At 71.8% G+C, this 21,102-nt stretch carries 19 protein-coding genes; 9 read left to right on the top strand and 10 right to left on the bottom strand.

Features of this window, described 5'->3' with window-relative positions; all coding sequences use genetic code 11:
- Positions 1-83 precede the first annotated feature (83 nt).
- From SL103_RS31255 to SL103_RS31230, 6 genes are all read left to right on the top strand, one after another.
- Positions 84-1,712 (top strand): ABC transporter ATP-binding protein, encoded by a 1,629-nt coding sequence (locus tag SL103_RS31255; protein WP_244304236.1) that lies wholly within the window; start codon positions 84-86, stop codon positions 1,710-1,712.
- A complete protein-coding gene (locus tag SL103_RS31250) occupies positions 1,709-2,815 on the top strand; it encodes an ABC transporter permease (RefSeq protein ID WP_069572313.1) in 1,107 nt (368 codons plus the stop codon). Before SL103_RS31255 ends, SL103_RS31250 begins: the two co-directional genes overlap by 4 nt.
- Positions 2,812-4,122 (top strand): ABC transporter permease, encoded by a 1,311-nt coding sequence (locus SL103_RS31245; RefSeq protein WP_069572312.1) that lies wholly within the window; start codon positions 2,812-2,814, stop codon positions 4,120-4,122. The genes SL103_RS31250 and SL103_RS31245 overlap by 4 nt, the downstream gene beginning before the upstream one ends.
- Positions 4,119-4,514, top strand: a complete 396-nt coding sequence (locus SL103_RS31240; protein ID WP_069572311.1) for a cytidine deaminase — start codon at positions 4,119-4,121, stop codon at positions 4,512-4,514. Before SL103_RS31245 ends, SL103_RS31240 begins: the two co-directional genes overlap by 4 nt.
- 904 nt (positions 4,515-5,418) lie before the next feature.
- Positions 5,419-6,696, top strand: coding sequence for a thymidine phosphorylase (locus SL103_RS31235; protein WP_069572310.1), 1,278 nt, complete (start codon positions 5,419-5,421; stop codon positions 6,694-6,696).
- Positions 6,697-6,793: 97 nt separating this feature from the next.
- Positions 6,794-7,387 carry a Uma2 family endonuclease gene (locus SL103_RS31230; RefSeq protein ID WP_069572309.1) on the top strand — a complete coding sequence of 198 codons (594 nt, stop codon included), beginning with the start codon at positions 6,794-6,796 and terminating at the stop codon, positions 7,385-7,387.
- A gap of 70 nt (positions 7,388-7,457) precedes the next feature.
- Here SL103_RS31230 and SL103_RS31225 read toward each other — a convergent pair whose 3' ends face one another.
- On the bottom strand, positions 7,458-8,777 hold the full coding sequence (locus tag SL103_RS31225; RefSeq protein WP_069572308.1) for an MFS transporter: 1,320 nt from the start codon (positions 8,775-8,777) through the stop codon (positions 7,458-7,460).
- A gap of 119 nt (positions 8,778-8,896) precedes the next feature.
- On the opposite strand from SL103_RS31225, the gene SL103_RS31220 reads away from it, so the two are divergent.
- Complete coding sequence (locus tag SL103_RS31220; protein WP_069572307.1) at positions 8,897-9,805, top strand: LysR family transcriptional regulator; 909 nt, start codon at positions 8,897-8,899, stop codon at positions 9,803-9,805.
- A gap of 7 nt (positions 9,806-9,812) precedes the next feature.
- Here the strand turns inward: SL103_RS31220 and SL103_RS31215 are convergent, their stop codons facing one another.
- The 4 genes from SL103_RS31215 to SL103_RS31200 form a co-directional block, all read right to left on the bottom strand.
- Positions 9,813-10,832 (bottom strand): aminoglycoside phosphotransferase family protein, encoded by a 1,020-nt coding sequence (locus SL103_RS31215; RefSeq protein ID WP_069572306.1) that lies wholly within the window; start codon positions 10,830-10,832, stop codon positions 9,813-9,815.
- A gap of 18 nt (positions 10,833-10,850) precedes the next feature.
- Positions 10,851-11,858: an aminoglycoside phosphotransferase family protein gene (locus tag SL103_RS31210; protein ID WP_069572305.1), complete on the bottom strand. Its 1,008-nt coding sequence runs from the start codon at positions 11,856-11,858 to the stop codon at positions 10,851-10,853.
- Entirely contained in the window at positions 11,855-14,344 is a 2,490-nt protein-coding gene (locus SL103_RS31205) for an AAA family ATPase (RefSeq protein WP_069572304.1), read from the bottom strand. The genes SL103_RS31210 and SL103_RS31205 overlap by 4 nt, the downstream gene beginning before the upstream one ends.
- Positions 14,345-14,425: 81 nt before the next feature.
- Positions 14,426-15,193, bottom strand: a complete 768-nt coding sequence (locus tag SL103_RS31200; RefSeq protein WP_079146070.1) for an alpha/beta hydrolase — start codon at positions 15,191-15,193, stop codon at positions 14,426-14,428.
- 103 nt (positions 15,194-15,296) lie between these two features.
- Between SL103_RS31200 and SL103_RS31195 the strand changes: the two genes are divergently transcribed.
- Positions 15,297-16,454 carry an adenosine deaminase gene (locus SL103_RS31195; protein ID WP_069572302.1) on the top strand — a complete coding sequence of 386 codons (1,158 nt, stop codon included), beginning with the start codon at positions 15,297-15,299 and terminating at the stop codon, positions 16,452-16,454.
- Positions 16,455-16,596: 142 nt separating this feature from the next.
- Positions 16,597-16,884, top strand: a complete 288-nt coding sequence (locus SL103_RS31190; protein ID WP_069572301.1) for a hypothetical protein — start codon at positions 16,597-16,599, stop codon at positions 16,882-16,884.
- 91 nt (positions 16,885-16,975) lie between these two features.
- On the opposite strand, the gene SL103_RS31185 is transcribed toward SL103_RS31190, so the two are convergent.
- The 5 genes from SL103_RS31185 to afsQ1 all read right to left on the bottom strand — a co-directional run bounded on the left by SL103_RS31185 (position 16,976) and on the right by afsQ1 (position 21,018).
- Positions 16,976-17,182 carry a PspC domain-containing protein gene (locus SL103_RS31185; RefSeq protein WP_069572300.1) on the bottom strand — a complete coding sequence of 69 codons (207 nt, stop codon included), beginning with the start codon at positions 17,180-17,182 and terminating at the stop codon, positions 16,976-16,978.
- A 47-nt stretch (positions 17,183-17,229) separates the two neighbouring features.
- A complete protein-coding gene (locus tag SL103_RS31180) occupies positions 17,230-17,784 on the bottom strand; it encodes a VanZ family protein (protein WP_079146069.1) in 555 nt (184 codons plus the stop codon).
- A 158-nt stretch (positions 17,785-17,942) separates the two neighbouring features.
- Positions 17,943-18,569 carry a hypothetical protein gene (locus SL103_RS31175; protein WP_069572298.1) on the bottom strand — a complete coding sequence of 209 codons (627 nt, stop codon included), beginning with the start codon at positions 18,567-18,569 and terminating at the stop codon, positions 17,943-17,945.
- Positions 18,566-20,344 carry a sensor histidine kinase gene (locus SL103_RS31170; protein WP_069572297.1) on the bottom strand — a complete coding sequence of 593 codons (1,779 nt, stop codon included), beginning with the start codon at positions 20,342-20,344 and terminating at the stop codon, positions 18,566-18,568. Before SL103_RS31170 ends, SL103_RS31175 begins: the two co-directional genes overlap by 4 nt.
- Positions 20,341-21,018, bottom strand: coding sequence for a two-component system response regulator AfsQ1 (afsQ1, locus tag SL103_RS31165; RefSeq protein ID WP_026169550.1), 678 nt, complete (start codon positions 21,016-21,018; stop codon positions 20,341-20,343). Before afsQ1 ends, SL103_RS31170 begins: the two co-directional genes overlap by 4 nt.
- Between the last annotated feature and the right edge of the window lie 84 nt (positions 21,019-21,102).

The raw sequence follows: 21,102 nt of genomic DNA, 5'->3' as shown, positions 1-21,102 counted from the left end.
TACGCGCGTAGCGCGGAGTTGGCGCGATATCTTCACCTCTTCGCTCCTTCGTACCACTCCCTGTCCCCCGAGGAGAGTGCGCCATCAAAGCGTCCAGCAGCCCCCAGGCAGACAGCGCCCCCGCCGCAGCACCGGCGGTGGAACTCCGCGGGATCACCAAGCGGTTCCCGGGAGTCGTCGCCAACCACGACATCGACATCACCATCCGCCGCGGCACCGTGCACGCGCTGGTCGGCGAGAACGGCGCGGGCAAGTCCACGCTGATGAAGATCCTCTACGGCATGCAGAAGCCGGACGAGGGCACCATCAGCATCGACGGCGACCAGGTCAGCTTCCACAGCCCGGCCGACGCCATCGCCCGCGGCATCGGCATGGTGCACCAGCACTTCATGCTCGCCGACAACCTCACCGTCCTGGAGAACGTCGTTCTCGGCGGCGAGAAGCTGCACGGCATCGGCGCCAAGGCCCGCGCCGAGATCCTCAAGATCTCCGACCGCTACGGCCTCGGCGTCCGCCCCGACCTCCTCGTCGAGGACCTCGGCGTCGCCGACCGCCAGCGCGTGGAGATCCTCAAGGTCCTCTACCGCGGCGCCCGCACGCTCATCCTCGACGAGCCGACCGCGGTCCTGGTCCCGCAGGAGGTCGACGCGCTCTTCGACAACCTGCGCGAACTCAAGGCCGAGGGCCTGACCGTCATCTTCATCTCCCACAAGCTGGGCGAGGTGCTCTCGGTCGCCGACGACATCACCGTCATCCGGCGCGGCACCACCGTGGCCTCCGTCGCGCCCGGCGAGACCACGCCCAAGCAGCTCGCCGAGCTGATGGTCGGCAGCGAACTGCCCTCGCCGCAGACCCGCGAGTCCACCGTCACGGACGTGGAGATGCTGAAGGTCGAAGGGCTGCGGCTGACCACCGCCGACGCGGAGGGGGTGGAGCGTGCCGTCCTGGAGGACGTGTCGCTGACCATCCACAAGGGCGAGGTCCTGGGCATCGCGGGGGTGGAGGGCAACGGCCAGGCCGAACTGGTCGAGGCGATCATGGGGATGCGCGCCCCCGACGGCGGCACCGTCACGCTGGACGGCACCGACATCAGCCACCTGCCCACCCGCGCCCGGCGCGAGGACGGCATCGGCTACATCCCCGAGGACCGCCACCGGCACGGCCTGCTGCTGGAGGCCCCCCTGTGGGAGAACCGCATCCTGGGCCACGTCACCCAGAAGCCCAACGCCAAGGGCCGGCTGCTCGACCTGAAGGCCGCCCGCGCGGACACCGAGCGGATCGTCGCCGAGTACGACGTCCGCACCCCCGGCATCGAGGTCACCGCGGCCTCGCTCTCCGGCGGCAACCAGCAGAAGCTGATCTTCGGCCGCGAGATGAGCCACCACCCCAAGCTGCTGATCGCCGCGCACCCCACCCGGGGCGTGGACGTCGGCGCCCAGGCACAGATCTGGGACCAGATCCGTGCCGCCCGCCACGAAGGTCTCGCCGTACTGCTGATCTCCGCCGACCTGGACGAGCTGATCGGCCTGTCCGACTGCCTGCGGGTGATGTACCGCGGCCGGCTCGTCGCGGACGCGGACCCCGCCACCATCACCCCCGAGGAGCTGGGCTCGGCCATGACCGGCGCCGCCAGCGGCCATCTCACGCATTCCGGCAACGACTCCGCCGCGGAGCAGGAGCCGCGCTCGTCCCAGGAGGGGGAGTCCGAGTGAAGAAGCTCGACAAGAACAAGCTGATCCTGGGCATCGCCGCCCCCGTCCTGGCGATCGTCGCGGCGCTGGCCATCACCTCGGTGATCATCCTGGCCACCGGCAAGGACCCGATCCACGCCTACCTGGTGATGGCCGACTTCGGCTCCAAGAGCGACAGCCAGGTCTGGATCATCAACAAGGCGGTCCCCTACTACCTGTCCGCGCTGGCCGTCGCCATCGGCTTCCGGATGAACCTCTTCAACATCGGCGTCGACGGCCAGTACCGCATCGCGGCGTTCTTCGCCGCGGTGGTCGGCGGTGCGCTGACGCTCCCCGGCTTCCTCCAGATCCCGATCATCATCATCGTCGCGATGCTGGTCGGCTCGGTCTGGGCGGGCATCGCGGGTCTGCTGAAGACCACCCGCGGCGTCAGCGAGGTGATCACCACGATCATGCTGAACGCCATCGCGGCCGCGGTCATCGGCTACTTCCTCCAGGACGGCCGGCTCGCGGTCAAGGACGGCAACCTCTTCCACACGCCGAACCTCCCGGCCTCCAGCCACTTCTTCACCCTCCCCACCCAGCCCGCTCCCCTCGACGGCTTCCTCGTCATCGCCGTGATCGTCGGCTTCGTGTACTGGTTCGTGCTCAACCGCACCCGCTTCGGCTTCGACCTCCGCACGGTCGGCCAGTCCGAGTCCGCGGCCGAGGCGGGCGGCGTCAGCGTCAAGCGGATGATCGTCACCTCCATGCTGCTGTCCGGCGCCGCGGCGGGCCTGATCGGTATGCCGACGCTGCTCGGGTCCTCGTACAACTACGGCACCGACTTCCCCATAGGCATCGGCTTCACCGGCATCGCCATCGCGCTGCTGGGCCGCAACCACCCGCTCGGGATGGCCGCCGCCGCGCTGCTGTGGGGCTTCCTCGAGCGCACCGGCACCCAGCTGGAATTCGAGGACTACCAGCAGGAGATCGTCGGCGTGATGCAGGGCGTCATCGTGCTGTGCGTCGTCGTCGCCTACGAACTCGTACGGCGCTACGGCCTCAGACTCCAGCAGCGGCAGGTCGGCGCGGAGCTCGCCGACCGGGCCCGCAAGACCGAGAAGGCGGAGGCGTCCGCGTGAACACGAACCTCACGGCTCCGGCCGACCGGAGCCCCGGCGACAAGACCACGTCCAAGTCCACGTCCAGGACCAGGACCGCCCGGGCCAAGCTCAGCTACCCCAAGGTCCTGCTGATCATCGCGGGCGGCCTGATCCTGCTGTCCCTGCTGCGGGTGATCACCGGCGCCACCAACCTGACCGAATCCGGCCAGTACACCGCCGCGCTCAACGCCGCCGTGCCGATCGGCCTGGCCGGCCTCGGCGGTCTGTGGGCCGAGCGGTCCGGCGTCATCAACATCGGCCTCGAAGGCATGATGATGCTCGGCGCCTTCGCCGCGGGCGCGGTCGGCTGGCAGCACGGCCCCTGGGCCGCGGCGGCGGCCGGCATCCTCGGCGGCGCGCTCGGCGGACTGCTGCACGCCGTCGTCACCGTCACCTTCGGCGTCGACCACATCATCTCCGGCGTCGCGATCAACATCATGGCGCTCGGCCTGACCCAGTTCCTCGCCAAGCTGTGGTTCGGCGCGGACGGCAGCGCGGCGGCGGCCGCCGGCGGCAACGACAAGCAGTCGCCACCGATGCCCGACATGCCGACGTTCACCGTCCCCGGCCTGTCCGACTGGCTCTACTCCGTCGAGCAGCACCACTGGTTCCTGGTCTCCGACGTGGCCGGCATCCTCGGCTCCCTGGTCACCAACGTCTCCTGGCTGACCCTGGCGACCGCCGTCGTCTTCGTGCTCACCTTCTTCGTCCTGTGGCGCTCCTCGTTCGGCCTGCGGCTGCGCTCCTGCGGCGAGGGCCCCATCGCGGCCGAATCGCTCGGCGTCAACGTCTACCGCTACAAGTACGCCGCGGTGGTCGCCTCCGGCGCGCTGGCCGGCCTCGGCGGCGCGTTCCTGGCGATCTACGTCCACATCTACCAGGACGGCCAGACCGGCGGCCGCGGCTACATCGGCCTCGCCACCATGATCTTCGGCAACTGGCGGCCGGGCGGCGTCGCCATGGGCGCCGGCCTGTTCGGCTTCATGGACGCGCTCCAACTGCGCGGCGGCGGCCCCACCGTCCACGCGCTGCTGCTCCTGCTCGCCGTACTGCTGATCGGCCTCGCGGTGTGGAAGGTGCGCGCCGGGCAGCGCACCCAGGCCGTGATCAGCCTGGCCGCCGCCGTGTTGCTCACCGTCTGGTACACCACCACGGATACGGTTCCGCTGGAGATCGTCGGCGTCGCCCCGTACATCGCCACGCTGCTGGTGCTCTCGCTGGCCGCGCAGCGACTGCGGGCGCCGAAGGCGATCGGCAAGATCTACCGGAGAGGCCAGGGCAAGTGACCGAAGCTCCCGACTGGGAGTCGCTGCGCGCGCAGGCCCGGGACGCGATGTCCCGGGCCTACGCCCCGTACTCCGGCTACCCCGTCGGGGCCGCCGCCCTCGTGGACGACGGCCGCACGGTCACCGGCTGCAACGTCGAGAACGCCTCGTACGGCCTCGGCCTGTGCGCCGAATGCGGCCTGGTCTCCGCCCTGTTCGCCGGCGGCGGCGGCCGCCTGACGGCCTTCACCTGCGTCGACGGCGCCGGCGAACTGCTCGTCCCGTGCGGCCGCTGCCGCCAACTGCTTCACGAGCACGGCGGCCCGGACCTCCTGGTCGACACCCAGGCCGGCATCCGCCCGCTCTCCGACCTGCTACCGGACGCCTTCGGCCCGGGCCATCTGACGGGCTGACGGCGGACTGACGGCCTCGCCTCGCGGCGCCCTTGCCGTACGGCCCTAGGGGTGCCATCGCCCCCTTAGGGCATGGCCCCCCGCCACCCACCCGCGGCCGGCCCCGCCACCCACCCACCCGCCGCCGGCCCCGGGACCGTCTGTCGGCGGTGGCCCCGGGGCCGTCTGTGGGCGGTGGCCCTGGGACCGTCTGTCGGCACCGGCCTCCGGAACGCCTCTGCCGGTTCGGTGGCCTTCGGAAGGCGCCTGCGACCGGTGGCCTCTGGGGCGCGCCTGTCGCTGCCTCGGACAGTGCCCGCCGTCGGTGGGGCCCGGAGCGTGCTGCCGGCGGTGGCTTCGGGCATGTCCTCGCTGCCTTCGGCCTCTGGAGCGCGCCCGCTTCGGTGGACTCCGGGAGGTGCCTGGCGCCGGTGGCCGCCGGAACGCGCCCGCCGGCGACGGTCTCCCGCGCGCCTGGAGCCGCCGTCTCTGGAGTGCGCCTGCCGCTGACCCGGAACGCGCCTGCTGCCAGTGACCTCCGCCAAGCGCCCCCTGCCGCCGGCCTCTTGGGCGCGCCCGCCGTCGTGGCTTCCGCAACAAACGCCCCGCCGTGCGCCCTGAACCCCCACCCGCCGCCGGCCCCGGGGAATGTCCCCACCCCCCCAACGGCCCCTTTGGCACCTCCACCACCCAATGGCCCCTGCAACACCCACCCGCCACCGGCCCCGGAAACCCCCACCCGCCGCCCGCTCCCCGGAATGCCCCCGCCTCCCCCCACGTTGTGGCCTGCAAGGGGCGTTCGCGTCCCCTACGTGAGGTGTTCGCCCGCCCCCTACGGGCCCCGGCCGACCCTCCGCCGGCCCGCCCTGGCCACCCCGGCGTCTATGCGTGTAGAACGGACCTACCCGTTCGAAAGGAACCGTCCATGGACGCCATCTCCGTCATCCGTACCAAGCGCGACCGCGGCGAACTGACCCCCGATCAGATCGACTGGGTCATCGACGCCTACACCCGCGGCGAGGTCGCCCACGAGCAGATGTCGTCCCTGGCGATGGCCATCTTCCTCAACGGCATGAACCGCAAGGAGATCGCCCGCTGGACCGCGGCCATGATCGCCTCCGGTGAGCGCATGGACTTCTCCTCCCTGCCCCGCCCCACCGCCGACAAGCACTCCACCGGCGGCGTCGGCGACAAGATCACCCTGCCGCTCGCCCCGCTGGTCGCCGCCTGCGGCGCCGCCGTTCCCCAGCTCTCCGGCCGCGGCCTCGGCCACACCGGCGGCACCCTCGACAAGCTGGAGTCCATCCCCGGCTGGCGCGCCCGGCTCAGCAACGACGAGATGCTGGACGTGCTGCGCGACGTCGGCTCCGTCATCTGCGCCGCCGGCGACGGCCTCGCCCCCGCCGACAAGAAGCTCTACGCCCTGCGCGACGTGACCGCCACCGTCGAGTCCATCCCGCTCATCGCCTCCTCGATCATGTCCAAGAAGATCGCCGAGGGCACCGGCTCCCTCGTCCTGGACGTCAAGGTCGGCTCCGGCGCCTTCATGAAGCACCTCGACGACGCCCGCGAACTCGCCTCCACCATGGTCGGGTTGGGCACCGACCACGGCGTCCGCACGGTCGCCCTGCTCACCGACATGGCCACCCCGCTCGGCCGGACCGCGGGCAACGCCCTCGAAGTACGGGAATCCGTCGAGGTGCTGGCCGGCGGCGGCCCCCAGGACGTCATCGACCTCACCCTCGCGCTGGCCCGCGAGATGCTCGACGCGGCCGGTCTCAAGGACGCCGACCCGGCCAAGGCGCTGGCCGACGGCTCCGCCATGGACCACTGGCGCCGCATGATCACCGCCCAGGGCGGCGACCCCGACGCGGCCCTCCCCGTCGCCCGCGAGCAGCACACCGTCACCGCCTCCGCCACCGGCACCCTCACCACCCTCGACGCCTACGCCGTCGGCCTAGCTGCCTGGCGCCTGGGCGCCGGCCGCGCCCGCAAGGAGGACCCGGTCCAGGCCGCCGCCGGCATCGAACTCCACGCCAAGCCCGGCGACCGCGTCACCGCCGGCCAGCCCCTGCTCACCCTGCACACCGACACCCCCGAGAAGCTCCCCTACGCCCTCCAGGCCCTCGACGGCGGCGTCCTCGTCGGCCCCGCGGACGCCACCTTCGTGGCGAGCCCCGTGGTGCTGGAACGTATCGGCTGACCTGCGGTTTCCTCGTACGGGTGAACGGGACCGGTGGACCGCCGCCGGTCCCGTTCGGCATGCTGGGATCGGTGACGTACCGATAGAGGAGCACACCATGGCAGCAGTGATCGCCGAGCGCCCCCGCCACGCCGATGAACCAGGCTGGTACGAGGCGCTCTCCACTTGGGAGCGGACCGACGCTCCGGAGGGCTGCAAGGTGGAGATCATCGAGGGGATCGTCACCGTGGCACCACCGCCGGAAAGCGACCACAACGACACCGCTGACGAGCTTCAGCGTCTGTTGTACACCGTCATCCCTCGGGACTGGGGGATCTACCAGACCCAAGGGCTCACCGTTCCCCGACAGAAGGGCCTGTACATTCCGGACCTGGCCGTGATTCCCAAGAAGCTGCTGCCTCGCCCCGGTGAACGCCAGACGGCCGACGCGGCCCAACTCATTGTCGAGATCACCTCCCGGTCGAATGCGAACCATGACCGAGTGGAGAAGCTGCACGGCTACGCCGACGCCGGTGTCCCCCTCTACCTTCTGCTGGACCCGTGGCACTCCGGAAAGCCGACCGCAACGCTCTACGGCGAGCCTGCCGGCGGCCTGTACCGCGTGCTCGAGACCGTGAAGTACGGCGACACGCTGCACCTGCCCGCACCGTTCGACGTCACCGTCGACACCGCGCTCTTCCCCGTCGGCTGAGGCTCGACGGGACGAAGGGCCCGCCCCACCAGGACAGGTGGCGGGGCGGGCCCTTCGCGCTGAGGGGGTGTTACGCGGCCCTCTCCAGGTGGAGCAGCCGGCGTTCGGCCATCGCCTTGCGGGTGGCGTACAGGGTGATCGACGCCGCGCCGAGCATCGCCGCGAGGCCGAGCAGCACGGTGCCCTCCCAGCCGACGGCGCGGAAGGCCGCGGCGCCCAGCGCACCGCCCAGGCTGCTGCCGACGTAGTACGCGCACTGGTAGAGCGCCGACGCCTGGGCGCGGGCCGTCTTGGCGGTGCGGCTGACCGAGGACGAGGCGACCGCGTGGCCCGCGAAGAAGCCGGCGGTGATCAGGACGAGGCCCGCCAGCACCGCGCCCACCGCGTCGGACAGGCTCAGCAGCAGCCCCGTCGAGGTGGTGCCCACGGCCAGGTAGAGGGCGCCCCGGCGAACCACCCGGGCCACCAGCTTGCCGGCCGCGGCCGAGGAGACCGTACCGACCAGATAGATCACGAAGATCGAACCGACGATGCCCTGCGGGAGGTTGAACGGCTCGGCGACCAGGCGGTACCCGATGACCGTGTAGACCGCGCCGAAGACCGTCATGAACAGCGCGCCGATGCCGTACAGCCGGCGCAGCAGCGGGTCGGCGAGGTGCCCGCCGAGCGTACGGGCCAGCGCCCGCGGGCCCACCGCACGCGGGGCGAAGTGCCGGGCCCTGGGCACCAGCAGCCGGAACGTCACCGCGCACACCACGGCCAGCACACCGACCGCGCCGAGCGCGGCCCGCCAGCCCCACGCCTGGGCGACCCAACCGGTCACGATCCGGCCGGACATGCCGCCGATGCTGTTGCCCGCCACGAACAGGCCGATGGCCGCGACCAGCGCCTTGGCGCGTACCTCCTCGGCCAGGAACGCCATCGCCGAGGCCGGCAGCCCGGCCAGCGCGACACCCTGGACGGCGCGCAGCGCGATCAGTACGCCGAGGGACGGTGCGAACGGCACCACCAGCGCGATCACCGCGGCCACCGTCAGGGACGCCGTCATCAGCGTGCGCCGCCCGAACCGTTCGGAGAGCGCGCTCAGCGGGATCACTCCGAGCGCCAGCCCGAAGGTCGCCGCGGACACCGTCCAGCTGGCCTGGTCCGGGCTCACCCGGAGGTCACCGGAGATCGCCGGCAGCAGTGCCTGCGTCGAGTACAGCAGGGCGAAGGTGGCCACCCCGGCCGCGAAGAGGGCGAAGCTCATCCGGCGGTAACCGGGCCCGCCGGGCCGCAGCTTGCCGGCCTCGGGATCGGGCGCGGCGGCGGAGGAAGAGGAGTCTGTGGACGACTGGGGAGAGGCGGCCGCACGGTCGGTGACGGACGCCCCGGTATCAGCGGGAGGCATGCTTCGAAGGTAGAGCGCCGCGTTTCATGCGTCCAATGCATGGAAACTGCATAATCAATGCTGTGATGCATGATCGCAGGTCCCCGGCGTCGCTGTCGCAGCTTCGCAACAGAAAAGACATGTCGGAACCGTCCTGGGCGCTGACCTTGGCGCCGCGACTGGCCCAGTTCGAGGCCGTCGCCCGCCACGAGCACGTGACCCGCGCCGCGCAGGAGCTGGGCATGCCCCAGTCGACGTTGAGCCGCGCCGTCGTCCGGCTGGAGGAGGACCTCGGCGTCGCCCTCTTCGCCCGGCACGGCCGGACCCTCTCCCTCAGCCCCGCCGGCCGCGCCTTCCTCTCCTCCGTGGAACGCGCGCTGGCCGACGTCGAACGCGCCACCGAGGCGGTCCGCGCGGACGTCGACCCGGAGGCCGGCAAGGTCGCCTTCGGCTTCCTGCACACGCTCGGATCGGAGACCGTACCGGGCCTGCTGCGCACCTTCCGCGCCGACCACCCCAAGGTCCGCTTCCAGCTCGTCCAGAACTACGGCGAGGCCATGATCGAACGGCTCCGCGCCGGCGACCTCGACCTGTGCCTGACCTCTCCCGTCCCGGACTACCCCGACCTGGTCGCCCGCCGGCTCGACGAACAGAAACTCCGCCTGGTCGTACCCGAGGACCACCGGCTGGCCACCCGCAAACGGATCCGCCTCGTCGAGGCCGCCGACGAGCTGTTCGTCACCCTCGAACCGGGCTACGGCCTGCGCCGGATCACCGACGCCCTGTGCACCGAGGCGGGGTTCACCCCGAAGGTCGCCTTCGAGGGGGAGGAGGCCGAGACCCTCCGCGGCCTGGTCGCCGCCGGCCTGGGCGTCGCCCTGCTGCCCCCACCCGCCGTACCCCGCCCCGGCGTCGTCGAACTGACCGTCACCGCACCCCGCGCCGTCCGCGAGATCGGCGTCGCCTGGCTCGACGGCCACGTGGACACACCCCCGGTGGCCGCCTTCAAGAAATTCCTCCTGAGCCGCCGCGGGGAACTGCTGTCCTGACGCTGCGCTACCGCCCGTCCGTTGCCCGCCGGCCCGACCAGCGGGCAACGGCCCGCTCGATGTCCCCGGAGGAGCACTCGGAGCGGGAATCCGGCTCCCAGAAGGGCCGGGCCGCCCGCAACTTGTCCGCGAGTTCGTTCGCGAGGACCCGGCCCTCGGCCGGTGTGGGTGCGGCGGCGATCCGCCGCGCCCAGCGGACGGTGTCCACCACGGCGGATTTCATCCGCTCGTAGGCCAGATAGAAGGCGAGCGCCTCCTCCCACCCCACCCGGCACTCCGCCGGCGCCACCCGCCGCCAGGTGGCGACCGTCTGCTCCCGCTCTCCGGGCAGGTAGGACATCTTGTGCAGGTGATCCGCCAGGTCGTAGACGGGGTCGCCCCAGAGGGCGAGTTCCCAGTCGAGGAAGACCGTCCGGGAGCCCTGCGTGATCACGTTCCCCCGGTGGATGTCCGCGTGCAGCAGACGGAAGGGCCGCGCCCGCAGCGCACCGGCCTGCTGCTCCAGGAGCGCACAGGGGTCGTCCGGGACGCCCAGTTCGCGGTAGAGCCGCCCGGTCGCCTCGTCGCCGGCGGCGCGGATGGTGCGTACGAGGCGCAGCAGCAGCGCCACGAATCCCACGGTGTCGCCGTCCGCGGGCCAATCGGCGGGCGGGCCCGGCAGTTTGGCGGTGGGGACGCGGAGCAGCTGGGCGAAGAGGGACCCGATGGCGTCGAGCACCCCGGCCGGCACGGGCGTTCCGGCCGGGCAGACCTCGTCCAGGCTCGTGCCCGTGATGAATTCGTGGATCTGGAACTGCGGGTCCGTCTGTACGTGGAGCAGCTGCGGCGCGGAGGTGACGTACGGGCGGATGGCTTCGAGCACCGCGTGCTCCGGCCACATCGTCAGGTCCATGGACTCCGCCCCGCCGGAGGGGATCCGGACCATCACGGGCCCGTCCACGGAGTCCACCCGGACATTGCGGTTGTAGTAGCCGGAGAGTGCGTCGTGCCGCCCGCACGCCTCCTGATACAAGGCGATCGCGTCCATGCGCCTGTCACCGCCCTTTCATGGGATCGGGTGCGTGGGCCCCTTGCGCAGTCCGGAGCGGACCCGCGCCGGAGTCACGTCAGGAACACGTCCCCACACCAGGCGGGCGGCATTCACCTTCTTCGCCAGGCGTGAGATCAGGACGTCGCGCGCGGCCGGATCGGTCCCGGGTGAGGCCACCTGCTTGGAGTACCGGACGGTGTCGACGATCGCCGACTTGATCCTCTCGTGCCACAGGTACGTCTCCGTGTCGCGCCGCCAGCCGGCGGTGTACTCCGGTGGCAGCGCCTGCAGCCAGCGGCGCAGCAGGCCCGCCCGCTGCTCGTGCGGGTAGTCCATCTTGTGCAGGTGGATGGCCACTTCGTAGACCGGGTCGCCCCACAGGGCGAGTTCCCAGTCGAGGAACCACGTCGATCCGCCGGACACGATCATGTTCTTGCGGTGCAGATCGGCGTGGAGCACCGCGAACGGCCGGGGGGTCAGGGACGCCCATCGCTCACTGACCGGGGTGAGCGGATCTGCCGGGAAGCCGAAATGCGCGAACACCTCGGCGTAGTCCGCCTGGTGGTCGGCGTGAATGCGCTCGGTCAGCGCCGCCAGGTGCCGTCCGAAGGCGGCCGAGGACCCCGACCCGGGCCAGTCGTCCGGCAGCGGTGGCACCTTGCCCTGGGGGATCGCCGACAGCTGTCCCATGAGCGCCACCACATCGTCGAGGACGTGGTCCGGCACGGCGCTCTCCCGCGGCGAGAAGCCGTCGAGGAGGTCCCCTTCGATGAAGCTCTGCACCTGGAACCGCGGTGTGTGGGACACGTGGCGCAGTTCCGGCGCGTAGTCCACGTACGGGCGGACGGCGGCGAGGACGTCCTCCTCCTGCCACACCCGCACGTCCATCACATCGGCGGCAGCGAGCGGAATGCGGACGTTGACCCTGCCGTCGGGGGTGCCCAGCGCGGCATTGCGGTTGTAGTAACCGGCCGCCGCGTCCGTGCTGTGGAGAGCCGCGTCGTACAGCGCCTGCCAGTTCATACGGTTCCCCCGAAGAACTGGGACAGCACGTCGTCCGTCCGGCGTTCCAACGCGTCCGGTGCCCCCAGCGGCCGGAGGCGGTTGCGGGCGCGCAGCGCGGCGTCCGCCAGCCCCGGATCGTCCTCGCCGAGCCGTACGACCGCCCGGTGGATGGCCAGTATCAGGGAGGGATAGACATCGCAGACCTCGAACTCGGCCGCTGCCCTCCGCCAGGTCGCCAGCGCCTCACCGCGGTCCCCCTGCCGCAGCAGCAGGAAGGCCCGGTACATGTCGGCTCTCGCCCTGCCGGAGCGGTAGCCCGCCCGGTCGAGTGCCTCGTACGCACCGTGGAAGGACGAGGCGGCGCGGTCGAACTCGCCGAGCCGGATCTGGGCCATCGCCATGGCCGTGTACGCCTTGCCGATCTCGTGCTGGGCGCCGAGTTCCCGCTGGACGGCCAGGGCTTCACCGGCCTCCGCGACGGCCGCCTCGGGGCCGGTGAACACCAGCAGCTCGGCACGGTTGGTCCGGATGTTCGCCAGCCCGTACGGGTCCTCGGCGCGCCGGTACTCCGCCTCGGCCTCGTGGAGCAGCGTCTCCGCCGCGTCGAAGGAGAGGAGGAACCGATGGCCGAGGTGCAGCAGCCGTTTGACGTCGCCGCGGAGCACGGGTTTGTCCGTCCCGCTCATCCCGTACACGGCCTCGGCGAGGTCGAAGGCCGCGGCGAAATCGCCTTGCCACATCCTGATGTCGGCCAGACAGAAGCCCGCCGAGAGCCGCACCGGACCGGTCTGCTCCTCCCACACCTGCTGGAAGATGCGGGCGGCCGTGCCGCTTTCCCCCGCGATCCGCCGGGCGTTGGCCGCCGCGAGGGAGAGCCTCGCCGACACCGCGCTGCCGGCCCGCCCGTCCACCTCCGGGGCCAGATCGATCACCGCGCGGGCATCGCCGCGCGACAGCAGCGACTCCGCCTCCAGGCAGTCGGCTGCCTCCCGGACGGAACTGTCGGCCCCGGGGCGGGCCGCCAGGTACTCCCGCAGGTCCTTCACGATCCCGTCGACCACTTGCCGGCCCCCCATCGCCATACCGCGGTCCGCGTACTCGTGGATGTGCTCCGCGGTGATCGTCTCGGCGTGCAGACCGTGGTGGACGGCCTCGCGCAGCGGGGACGAACGGGAGACCCCGCCACCGTCGGGGCTTCGTTCGAGACGGTCCGCCACCTCGTCCCAGTACGCCCGCAGCCGGTCGTGGACGGAACGCTTCACGGCGGGGGAGAGGTGGGACTGCAGCGCGGCCACCATGAGCTGGTGCAGCCGGTACCAGCCCTGGGAGAGCGGATAGGCGAACGAATACGCGGTGAGCGACTCCCAGGTCAGCAGATGGGTCGGCAGGTTGAACGCCCGGCCCAGCGCCCGGAAGGCCCCGAAGTCGAAGGTGCGGGCCACGCTGAGCAGCTCCAGAATCCGCACCTCGTCCGGCGGGACGTGCTGCAGGAACCGCTGGACGATGTGCTCGGAGGTGATCGTCGTCTCCAGCCGGGCCGGATTCTGGAGGTAGGTGTCGATGGCCAGATGCAGATAGAACGGCACGCCGGCGCTGGCTTCGGCGATCGACCGCTGCCTGCCGCCCTCGGTGATTCCCGCGGCGGACAGCAGGTCGAGCCGCGCGGTCATCGGCAGGCCCTCCACCGGCACGTGCCTGATCACCGAGGCCCAGTCCTCGTCGTACGCCGCCCAGTGCAGCGGCTCGCGGCTGGCCACCACGGCGAGTCCGCCCTGCAGCTGGCCGAGCAGATCACGCAGCCAGGCATCGGCACCGAAGCTCTTCCCGCCGGGCAGCGGAGTGGGCACCAGCGCCTCGTAGGCGTCCACGAACAGCACGAAGGGCTGCTCGGTGCTCGCCTCGCGGAGTTCCTCGGCGAGCAGGTAGGAGACCGCGTAACCGAGTTCGGCGTTGGAGAGATTGTCGAGGTCCTGCAGGGTGGGGTCGGACTTGATGCGCTGTTTGCGGCTCCGGTTGGACAGCGCCCGGTCCGTCAGCCGGACCAGTCCCGCCGCGGTACCGAACACCGGAAAGCCCATGGCATCGTCGAGGATCTTCGACAGGACGTCGCTCTCCTCCGCGAACGGCGTACGCGTGCGGTCCATCCGGAGCTGAGGGTGCACCCGCTGCCACAGGACCGCATAGGCGATGTCGAACCGGTCGAATTTCACGCCCTGCGCACCGAACTCGGTACGTAACACGGCCAGCGCGTCCTCCTGCTGCCGCAGCGCCGGAATCTGCAGGTCGAGGCGGGCCGTCCGGTACCCCTGGCCGGTCCGGTTGCGGAGCTCCTGAAGCAACCGGGACTTTCCGATCCCCCCGATGCCCACGATGTTGAAGACCTGCGGTTCACCGGAGGAGGGGAGCGCGTGCAGGGCCTCCTCGTACGCGGCCAGCACGGCTTCCCGGTCGAAGAACTGCCGTTGCAGAGCGGAGACCCGCCGGTATCGCGGCCCAATGGGCATGCCGTCATCCCCCCGGTTGCTTTTCCTGCCGCCAGGGAGGCTACCCGTAACCGGGGTGCCGGGCACCGGAGTTGGGGCTGCTCAGTGCCGCAGGGAAGTGCCGAAGCCCGAGGCCAGGGGCATGCGGAGGCCGAGGGGTGGGGGTGCGGCCAGGGCGTCGCGGACGGGGCGGGCGTAGTCGCGGGCGAAGAGTGAGCCGAGCAGGAAGTCCGTTGCCAGGGCGTGTACTTCGGCGCGGTGCTGGTGCAGGGAGTGGCCGTCGGAGTGGACCTCGAAGCGGCAGGTGTCGCGGTTGACCTTCTTCGCGCGCTCGGCGTAGCGGTAGGAGAGGTCGGGGTCGTGACGTTCGTCGTTGGTGCCGTGGACGAGCAGGACCCGGCGGCCGATGAGCTGTTTCACCGGATCGGGGTGCTCGTCGCGGGTGCGGGGGGCCGGCAGCCAAGGGGCCAGCGCGAGCACCGAGTTGACGGCCGGGTGGCCGGCGGCGTGCAGGGCGGCGCGGGCGCCCATGCCCGTGCCGACGAGGCAGACCGGGACGTCGCCGTAGCGGCGGACCACCTCCTCCAGGGCCCAGGAGGCGTCGCGGGCCGGATGGGCCGCGGTGCCGTTCCAGCCGCGGCAGCGGTAGTGCACGACGTGCGTCGCCAGCCCCTCGGACCGGCCCGCCCTCGCCAGCCGGGCCGCGAGCGGGCGCACCGCCAGCGCGGTCACCGGGGACGGGCGCCGTACCCCGGTCGGGCCGCCGCCCGGCAGCAGGAGGGCGACCCCGGTCACCGCCCGCTCCGTACCGCCCGATCCCAGCGGTCTTCCGAGCCGGGCCTCACGCTCCGGCAGCGCTTGCTGAGCCATGACCAGAACGATGGCAGAAGGAGACCTCCCCGCCACCCTGCGGACGGGTCACTGTTACGTATCGTTCGGTGCTATCTACGCGCGTAGGGGCTAGAGTGCCGCAATGACGAGCGAGACCACCCTTCCGACCAGTGAACAGATCCGCCGCGCCCCCAAGGTGCTGCTCCACGACCACCTCGACGGCGGACTGCGTCCCGCCACGGTCGTCGACCTGGCCCGCGCCACCGGCTACGACGGCCTGCCCGAGACCGACCCCGAGAAGCTCGGGATCTGGTTCCGTGAGGCCGCCGACTCCGGCTCGCTCGAGCGCTACCTGGAGACCTTCGCGCACACCTGCGCCGTCATGCAGACCCGCGACGCACTGGCCCGGGTGGCCGCCGAGTGCGCCGAGGACCTGGCCGCCGACGGCGTCGTCTACGCCGAGGTCCGGTACGCGCCCGAGCAGCACCTGGAGCAGGGGCTGACCCTCGAAGAGGTCGTCGAGGCCGTCAACGAGGGCTTCCGCGAGGGCGAGCGGCGGGCCCGCGAGAACGGCCACCGCATCCGTGTCGGCGCCCTGCTGACCGCCATGCGGCACGCCGCCCGGGCCCTGGAGATCGCCGAACTCGCCAACCGCTACCGCGACACCGGCGTCGTCGGCTTCGACATCGCCGGCGCCGAGGCCGGCTACCCGCCCACCCGCCACCTCGACGCCTTCGAGTACCTCAAGCGGGAGAACAACCACTTCACCATCCACGCCGGTGAAGCCTTCGGCCTGCCGTCCATCTGGCAGGCGCTCCAGTGGTGCGGCGCCGACCGGCTGGGTCACGGCGTCCGGATCATCGACGACATCGAGGTCGCCGACGACGGCTCGGTCACCCTCGGCCGGCTCGCCTCGTACGTGCGCGACAAGCGCATCCCGCTGGAGATGTGCCCCACCTCCAACCTCCAGACCGGTGCGGCGCCCTCCTACGCGGAGCACCCCATCGGCCTGCTGCGCCGGCTGCAGTTCAGGCTCACCGTCAACACCGACAACCGGCTGATGAGCGGTACGAACATGTCGCTGGAATTCGAGCACCTGGTCAAGACATTCCGGTACACGCTCGATGACATGCAGTGGTTTACAGTCAATGCGATGAAATCAGCGTTCATTCCTTTCGATGAACGTCTGGCCATGATCAATGACGTCATCAAGCCCGGATACGCCGAACTGCGGGCCGAATGGCTCTTCCGCCCGGCGCCGGCAAAGGCCCCTCTGAGCAGTGAGTCTGACCGTGCGTAAGCGGTAACGCGAGCATATAGCGCAACGGCCGGTGGAATGTCCACCGGCCGTTTTTTCATTCCTCGTGGCTGTTTGCGGGGCCGGTTGCCGCATCACTAGGTTGATTGGCCGGTCAAGCCCCCATCAATGAGGACGTAATTCGATGAAGCAGGGAACCATCAAGACTCTCGGTGCCGCCGCCCTCGGTGCCGCCATCGCCGTCACCGCCGCGGGCGCCGCCAGCGCCGCCTCGCTGACCGGTGCCGACACCACCGGCGTGCTCAAGAACCTGCCGGTCAAGAACCTGCCGGTCAAGGACGCCACCAAGACCCTCTCCGGGGCCACCCAGTCCAAGCCGGTCGGCGGCGACATCAAGACCCCGCTGAACTCCAAGGGCAACAGCCTCCTGGGCGGTCTGCCCACCAACGCGCTCGGCAAGACCCTGGGCTGATCCCGCTCCGTCCCCCTCGGGGGACGCGCGCGCCGTGCCCCGGCCGTACGCCTTCGTGCTGACGGCCGGGGCGTTGTCACGTCCGGGCCGGCTACCAGGCGGTCGCGGCGGCCTTGTCCTCCGAGGGCAGGAGTATCCACAGCGCCAGGTAGACCAGGAACTGCGGGCCGGGCAGCAGACACGACACCACGAAGATCACGCGCATCGTCGCCGGGCTCATACCGAAGCGACGGGCCAGGCCCGCGCACACTCCGGCGATCATTCGGTTGTTGCGGGGGCGGACCAATGCGGCGGCCATGGCGATCTTCTCCTTCTCGGCTTTCGCGGGGTGGGTACCCCGATGCCTCAAAGGTAGGTCCGGCTGCCCGTCAGCACGTCAGCCTGCCGGGCTACTCCGACCCTGGGGATCCTCGGGGTCGTATCCCCGACATGCTCGTACCGGCGGCGGAGCCGGGACCGGGCCCCTGGTACCACCGCGAGGTGCACCAGGGCCACCCCGAGGGCGCCCAGCAGCACGGAGTCGATGTCCGGGACCCGGCCGGGCACCCCTGACTGCAGCAGCTCGATGGCCAGCGCGATCATTGCGCCGGCGAACACGGTGCGGGTCAGCGACACCAGCGGCGAAACGTTCAGGCGCCCGGCCGAGAGCGGCAGCAGCACCCCCAGCGGCGCCAGCAGCAGCACCGAGCCGCCCAGGTGCTGCACGGCGTCCCACGACAGCCCGTGCGCCAGTTCCGCCCGGATCGTCGCCAGCGGTTCGAGATTCGCCGCGGGCACCCACGGCACCGTACGGGGTCGCAGCGTGAGCCAGCCGACGATCGACAGATGCGCCACGAGGAGGAGAAGTCCGGTGACGCGCATACGGGGGGCGGCGGTGCTGCCGGGGCCATGACGCTGCACACAGGCCAGGACGCCGGTAGCGGTGGCAACGGTTCCGCCGGCGTGCGCCGGCTTTGCCCACGGCCCCGGGCGGCGGCCCGCGGCGGCCCTGCGGCGCCCCCGGGGCGGCCGGTGCGCGCGACGGCCCCCGTGCCGCCACCACCACTGCACCGCCACCGCTAACCCTCTTCCGAGAGCGGGTCCCCCCACCCGGCGTTCTGCGCGATGTCCGGGTTGGCCAGGACGTCGGCGGAGCAGTCGTAGCGGTGCGCGGAGTCGTGACCGGGGCCGGCCAGCACCGCGGCGTGCGTGCGGCCCAGAGCCGGGCTCGCGCCGTACGTGCACACCAGCTGTGCCAGTGCGAACGACGGCAGGTCGTCCGGCCGGACGGTCAGCCGCAGGGCGTCCGACGGATCGCCCGCACGCGGCCCGGCGACCTTCAGGTCCACCGGAACGGCCGTGTTGAACCCGGCCTTGTCCTCGTCGGACGACGGCCGGCGCTGCAGCTCGCCCAGCAGGGCGCGGGCGGCCCGCAGACGCGGATCGGCGCCGCCCGTGCCCTTCGCCTCCGGGACCGCCCGCTCGACCTGCGCCAGCGCCGAGCCGCACACCAGATAGACGGTGGCCTGGGCGCCGTCCGACGCGCCCGGCGCCGTCTCGCTCGCCGGAGCCCGGCAGCTGACCCGTGACGGCGCGCCGCCCGCGTCGACCGGCACGGACGTGCCCCGGATCCCGCAGCCCGCGGCGGTCAGCGCCAGCGCCGCCACCGCGGCCGTACGCCGCCACCCGCGGCCGGTCGCCGTCATCGTCCGCCCTCCGGGCCCTCGCCGGCGGCGCGGTCGCGGCCGCCGTCCCGCTCCTCGCCGTCCGCCAGCGGGGAGGCGTCCATCGGCAGCCGCAGGGTGAAGACCGCGCCGCCCTCGGGGAGGTTGGCCGCGGTGATCTCACCGCCGTGGATGTGCGCGTTCTCCAGGGCGATGGACAGGCCCAGGCCGCTGCCCTCCGAACGGGGGCGCGAGGCGCTGGCCTTGTAGAAACGGTCGAAGACATGCGGAAGGACTTCCTCCGGGATGCCGGGGCCGTGATCGCGTACCCGGATCACCAGCTCACCGCCTCCGGCCCGGTCCGCGCCCGCGGTCTCCGCAGCGGGCTCGCCGGCCGCGCCGCCCTCCGGGCCCTCGGCGCCCGCCCCGGCCGCGCCGCCGCCGTCCTCGCCGGCACCGGCCGCCTCACCGCCGCCCGCGTCCGCCCCCCGGCCCTCCTCCGTCCGCACCGACACCCGCACCGGCGACCCGCCGTGCTTGAGGGCGTTGCCGATCAGATTCGCCAGGATGACGTCCAGCCGGCGGGGATCCAGCCGCGCCACGATGCCGCGGTCCGCGTCCAGGTCCACCGCGTCCAGCCAGGCGCGGGCGTCGATGCAGGCGGTCACCTGGTCCGCCACGTCGACGTCGTCCAGCACCAGCCGGGCCGTGCCCGCGTCGAAGCGGGTCACCTCCATCAGGTTCTCCACCAGGTCGTTCAGTCGACGGGTCTCGCTGACCACCAGCTGGACGGCGGGCGCGATCATCGGGTCGAGGGAGTCGGCCTCCTCCTCCAGCACCTCCGAGACCGCGGTGATCGCCGTCAGCGGCGTCCGCAGCTCGTGCGACATGTCCGCGACGAAGCGACGCGACGCCGCCTCCCGGCCGCTCAGCTCCTCCACCCGCTGCTGCAGCCGCTCCGCCGTACGGTTGAACGTGCGCGACAGATCGGCGAGTTCATCGGTACCGGTCACCCGCAGCCGGGTGTCCAGCCGTCCCTCGCCCAGCTGCCGCGCCGCGTGCCCCAGCCGCTGCACGGGCCGCAGCACCGTCGTCGCGGCGGCCTGCGCCAGCAGGGCCGACCCGACCAGCGCCAGCGCCGTGGCGATGCCCAGCGACCAGGCCAGCGAGTTGAGGTCCTGCCGCTCGGTCGCCAGCGACTTGATCATGTAGCCGGTCGGCCCGCCGCCGATCACCTTCGCCCCGGCGACCAGGTACGGGGCGTCCCCGAGCTCCTTGCGCTGCCAGTACAGGTGGTGGGAGTAGCGGTTGGACTCGTCGACCGGGCGGACCTGCTCGACCGCGCTGCGCAGCGACGCGGGCACGTTCTTGAGCGTCAGCAGGTTCTTGTCCGTCGTGGCCGCGCAGTCCTTGCCCTCACGGTCCACACCGATCAGCAGCACCGCGTAGTTCTGCGGCCCGGCGGCCATCTGCCGTGCCGCGTCCTGGAGTTCGGAGCACCGCGGCCGCAGCGGAAGCGACCGGGTGCTGTCCTCCAGCGACTTGCGGAAGTCGTTCAGGACCGCGTTCTGGGTGCGGTCCAGCACCGTGTTGCGGTTGAGCCAGTACGCGATGCCGGACGCGGAGACCGCCGCGGTCAGCGCCACCAGCGCGAAGACCACCACCAGCCGCAGCCGCAGACTCGTCCAGCGCAGCAGCCCCGACGCCCGCCCCAGCAGCCGCGGCACCCGGCGCCCGGCGGGCGCGTGCGCGCCGCTCCCGGCCCCGCCGTCCGCGCCCTCGTCGGGCGCCCCGCCGTCGTGGGAACGTTCCGTCACTGCGGGGAGTCCAGCCGGTAGCCGACGCCACGGACCGTACGGATCAGCGTCGGCGAGGAGGGAACGTCCTCCACCTTCGCGCGCAGCCGCTGGACGCAGGCGTCCACCAGGCGCGAGTCGCCGAGGTAGTCGTGCTCCCACACCAGCCGCAGCAGCTGCTGCCGCGACAGCGCCTGGCCCGGCCGGCGACTGAGTTCCAGCAGCAACCGCAGCTCCGTCGGCGTCAGTTGCAGGTCCTCGCCGTTCTTGGTGACCGTCATCGCCGACCGGTCGATGACCAGCGAGCCGAACGTCGCCGAGTCGCTCGACTCCCGCTCGCCCCGGCGCAGCACCGCCCGGATACGGGCGTCCAGCACCCGCCCCTGGACCGGCTTGACGACATAGTCGTCGGCACCGGACTCCAGCCCCACCACGACGTCGATGTCGTCGTTGCGCGCGGTGAGCAGGATGATGGGCAGCTGGTCCGTACGCCTGATCCGCCGGCACACCTCGAAACCGTCGATGCCCGGCAGCATCACATCCAGCACGATCAGGTCCGGGCGCTGCTCACGCAGCAGCTTCAGGCCGTCCTCGCCCGTCGCCGCGGTCACCACACGGTGACCCTGGCGGGACAGCGAGAGTTCGAGGGCCGTGCGGATGGCGTCGTCGTCCTCGATCAGCAACAGGAAAGGCACCTCGCCATTCTGTCCCATGGGACGCCGGGACATCGACCAGTGGCGCCCCCGGGCACAGGGCCCGCCCGCGCGGGGGACCGGCGC

The sequence above is a fragment of the Streptomyces lydicus genome, assembly GCF_001729485.1.
GTDB classification, from domain to species: domain Bacteria; phylum Actinomycetota; class Actinomycetes; order Streptomycetales; family Streptomycetaceae; genus Streptomyces; species Streptomyces lydicus_D.
This window is presented reverse-complemented; position numbering and strand designations above follow the sequence as displayed.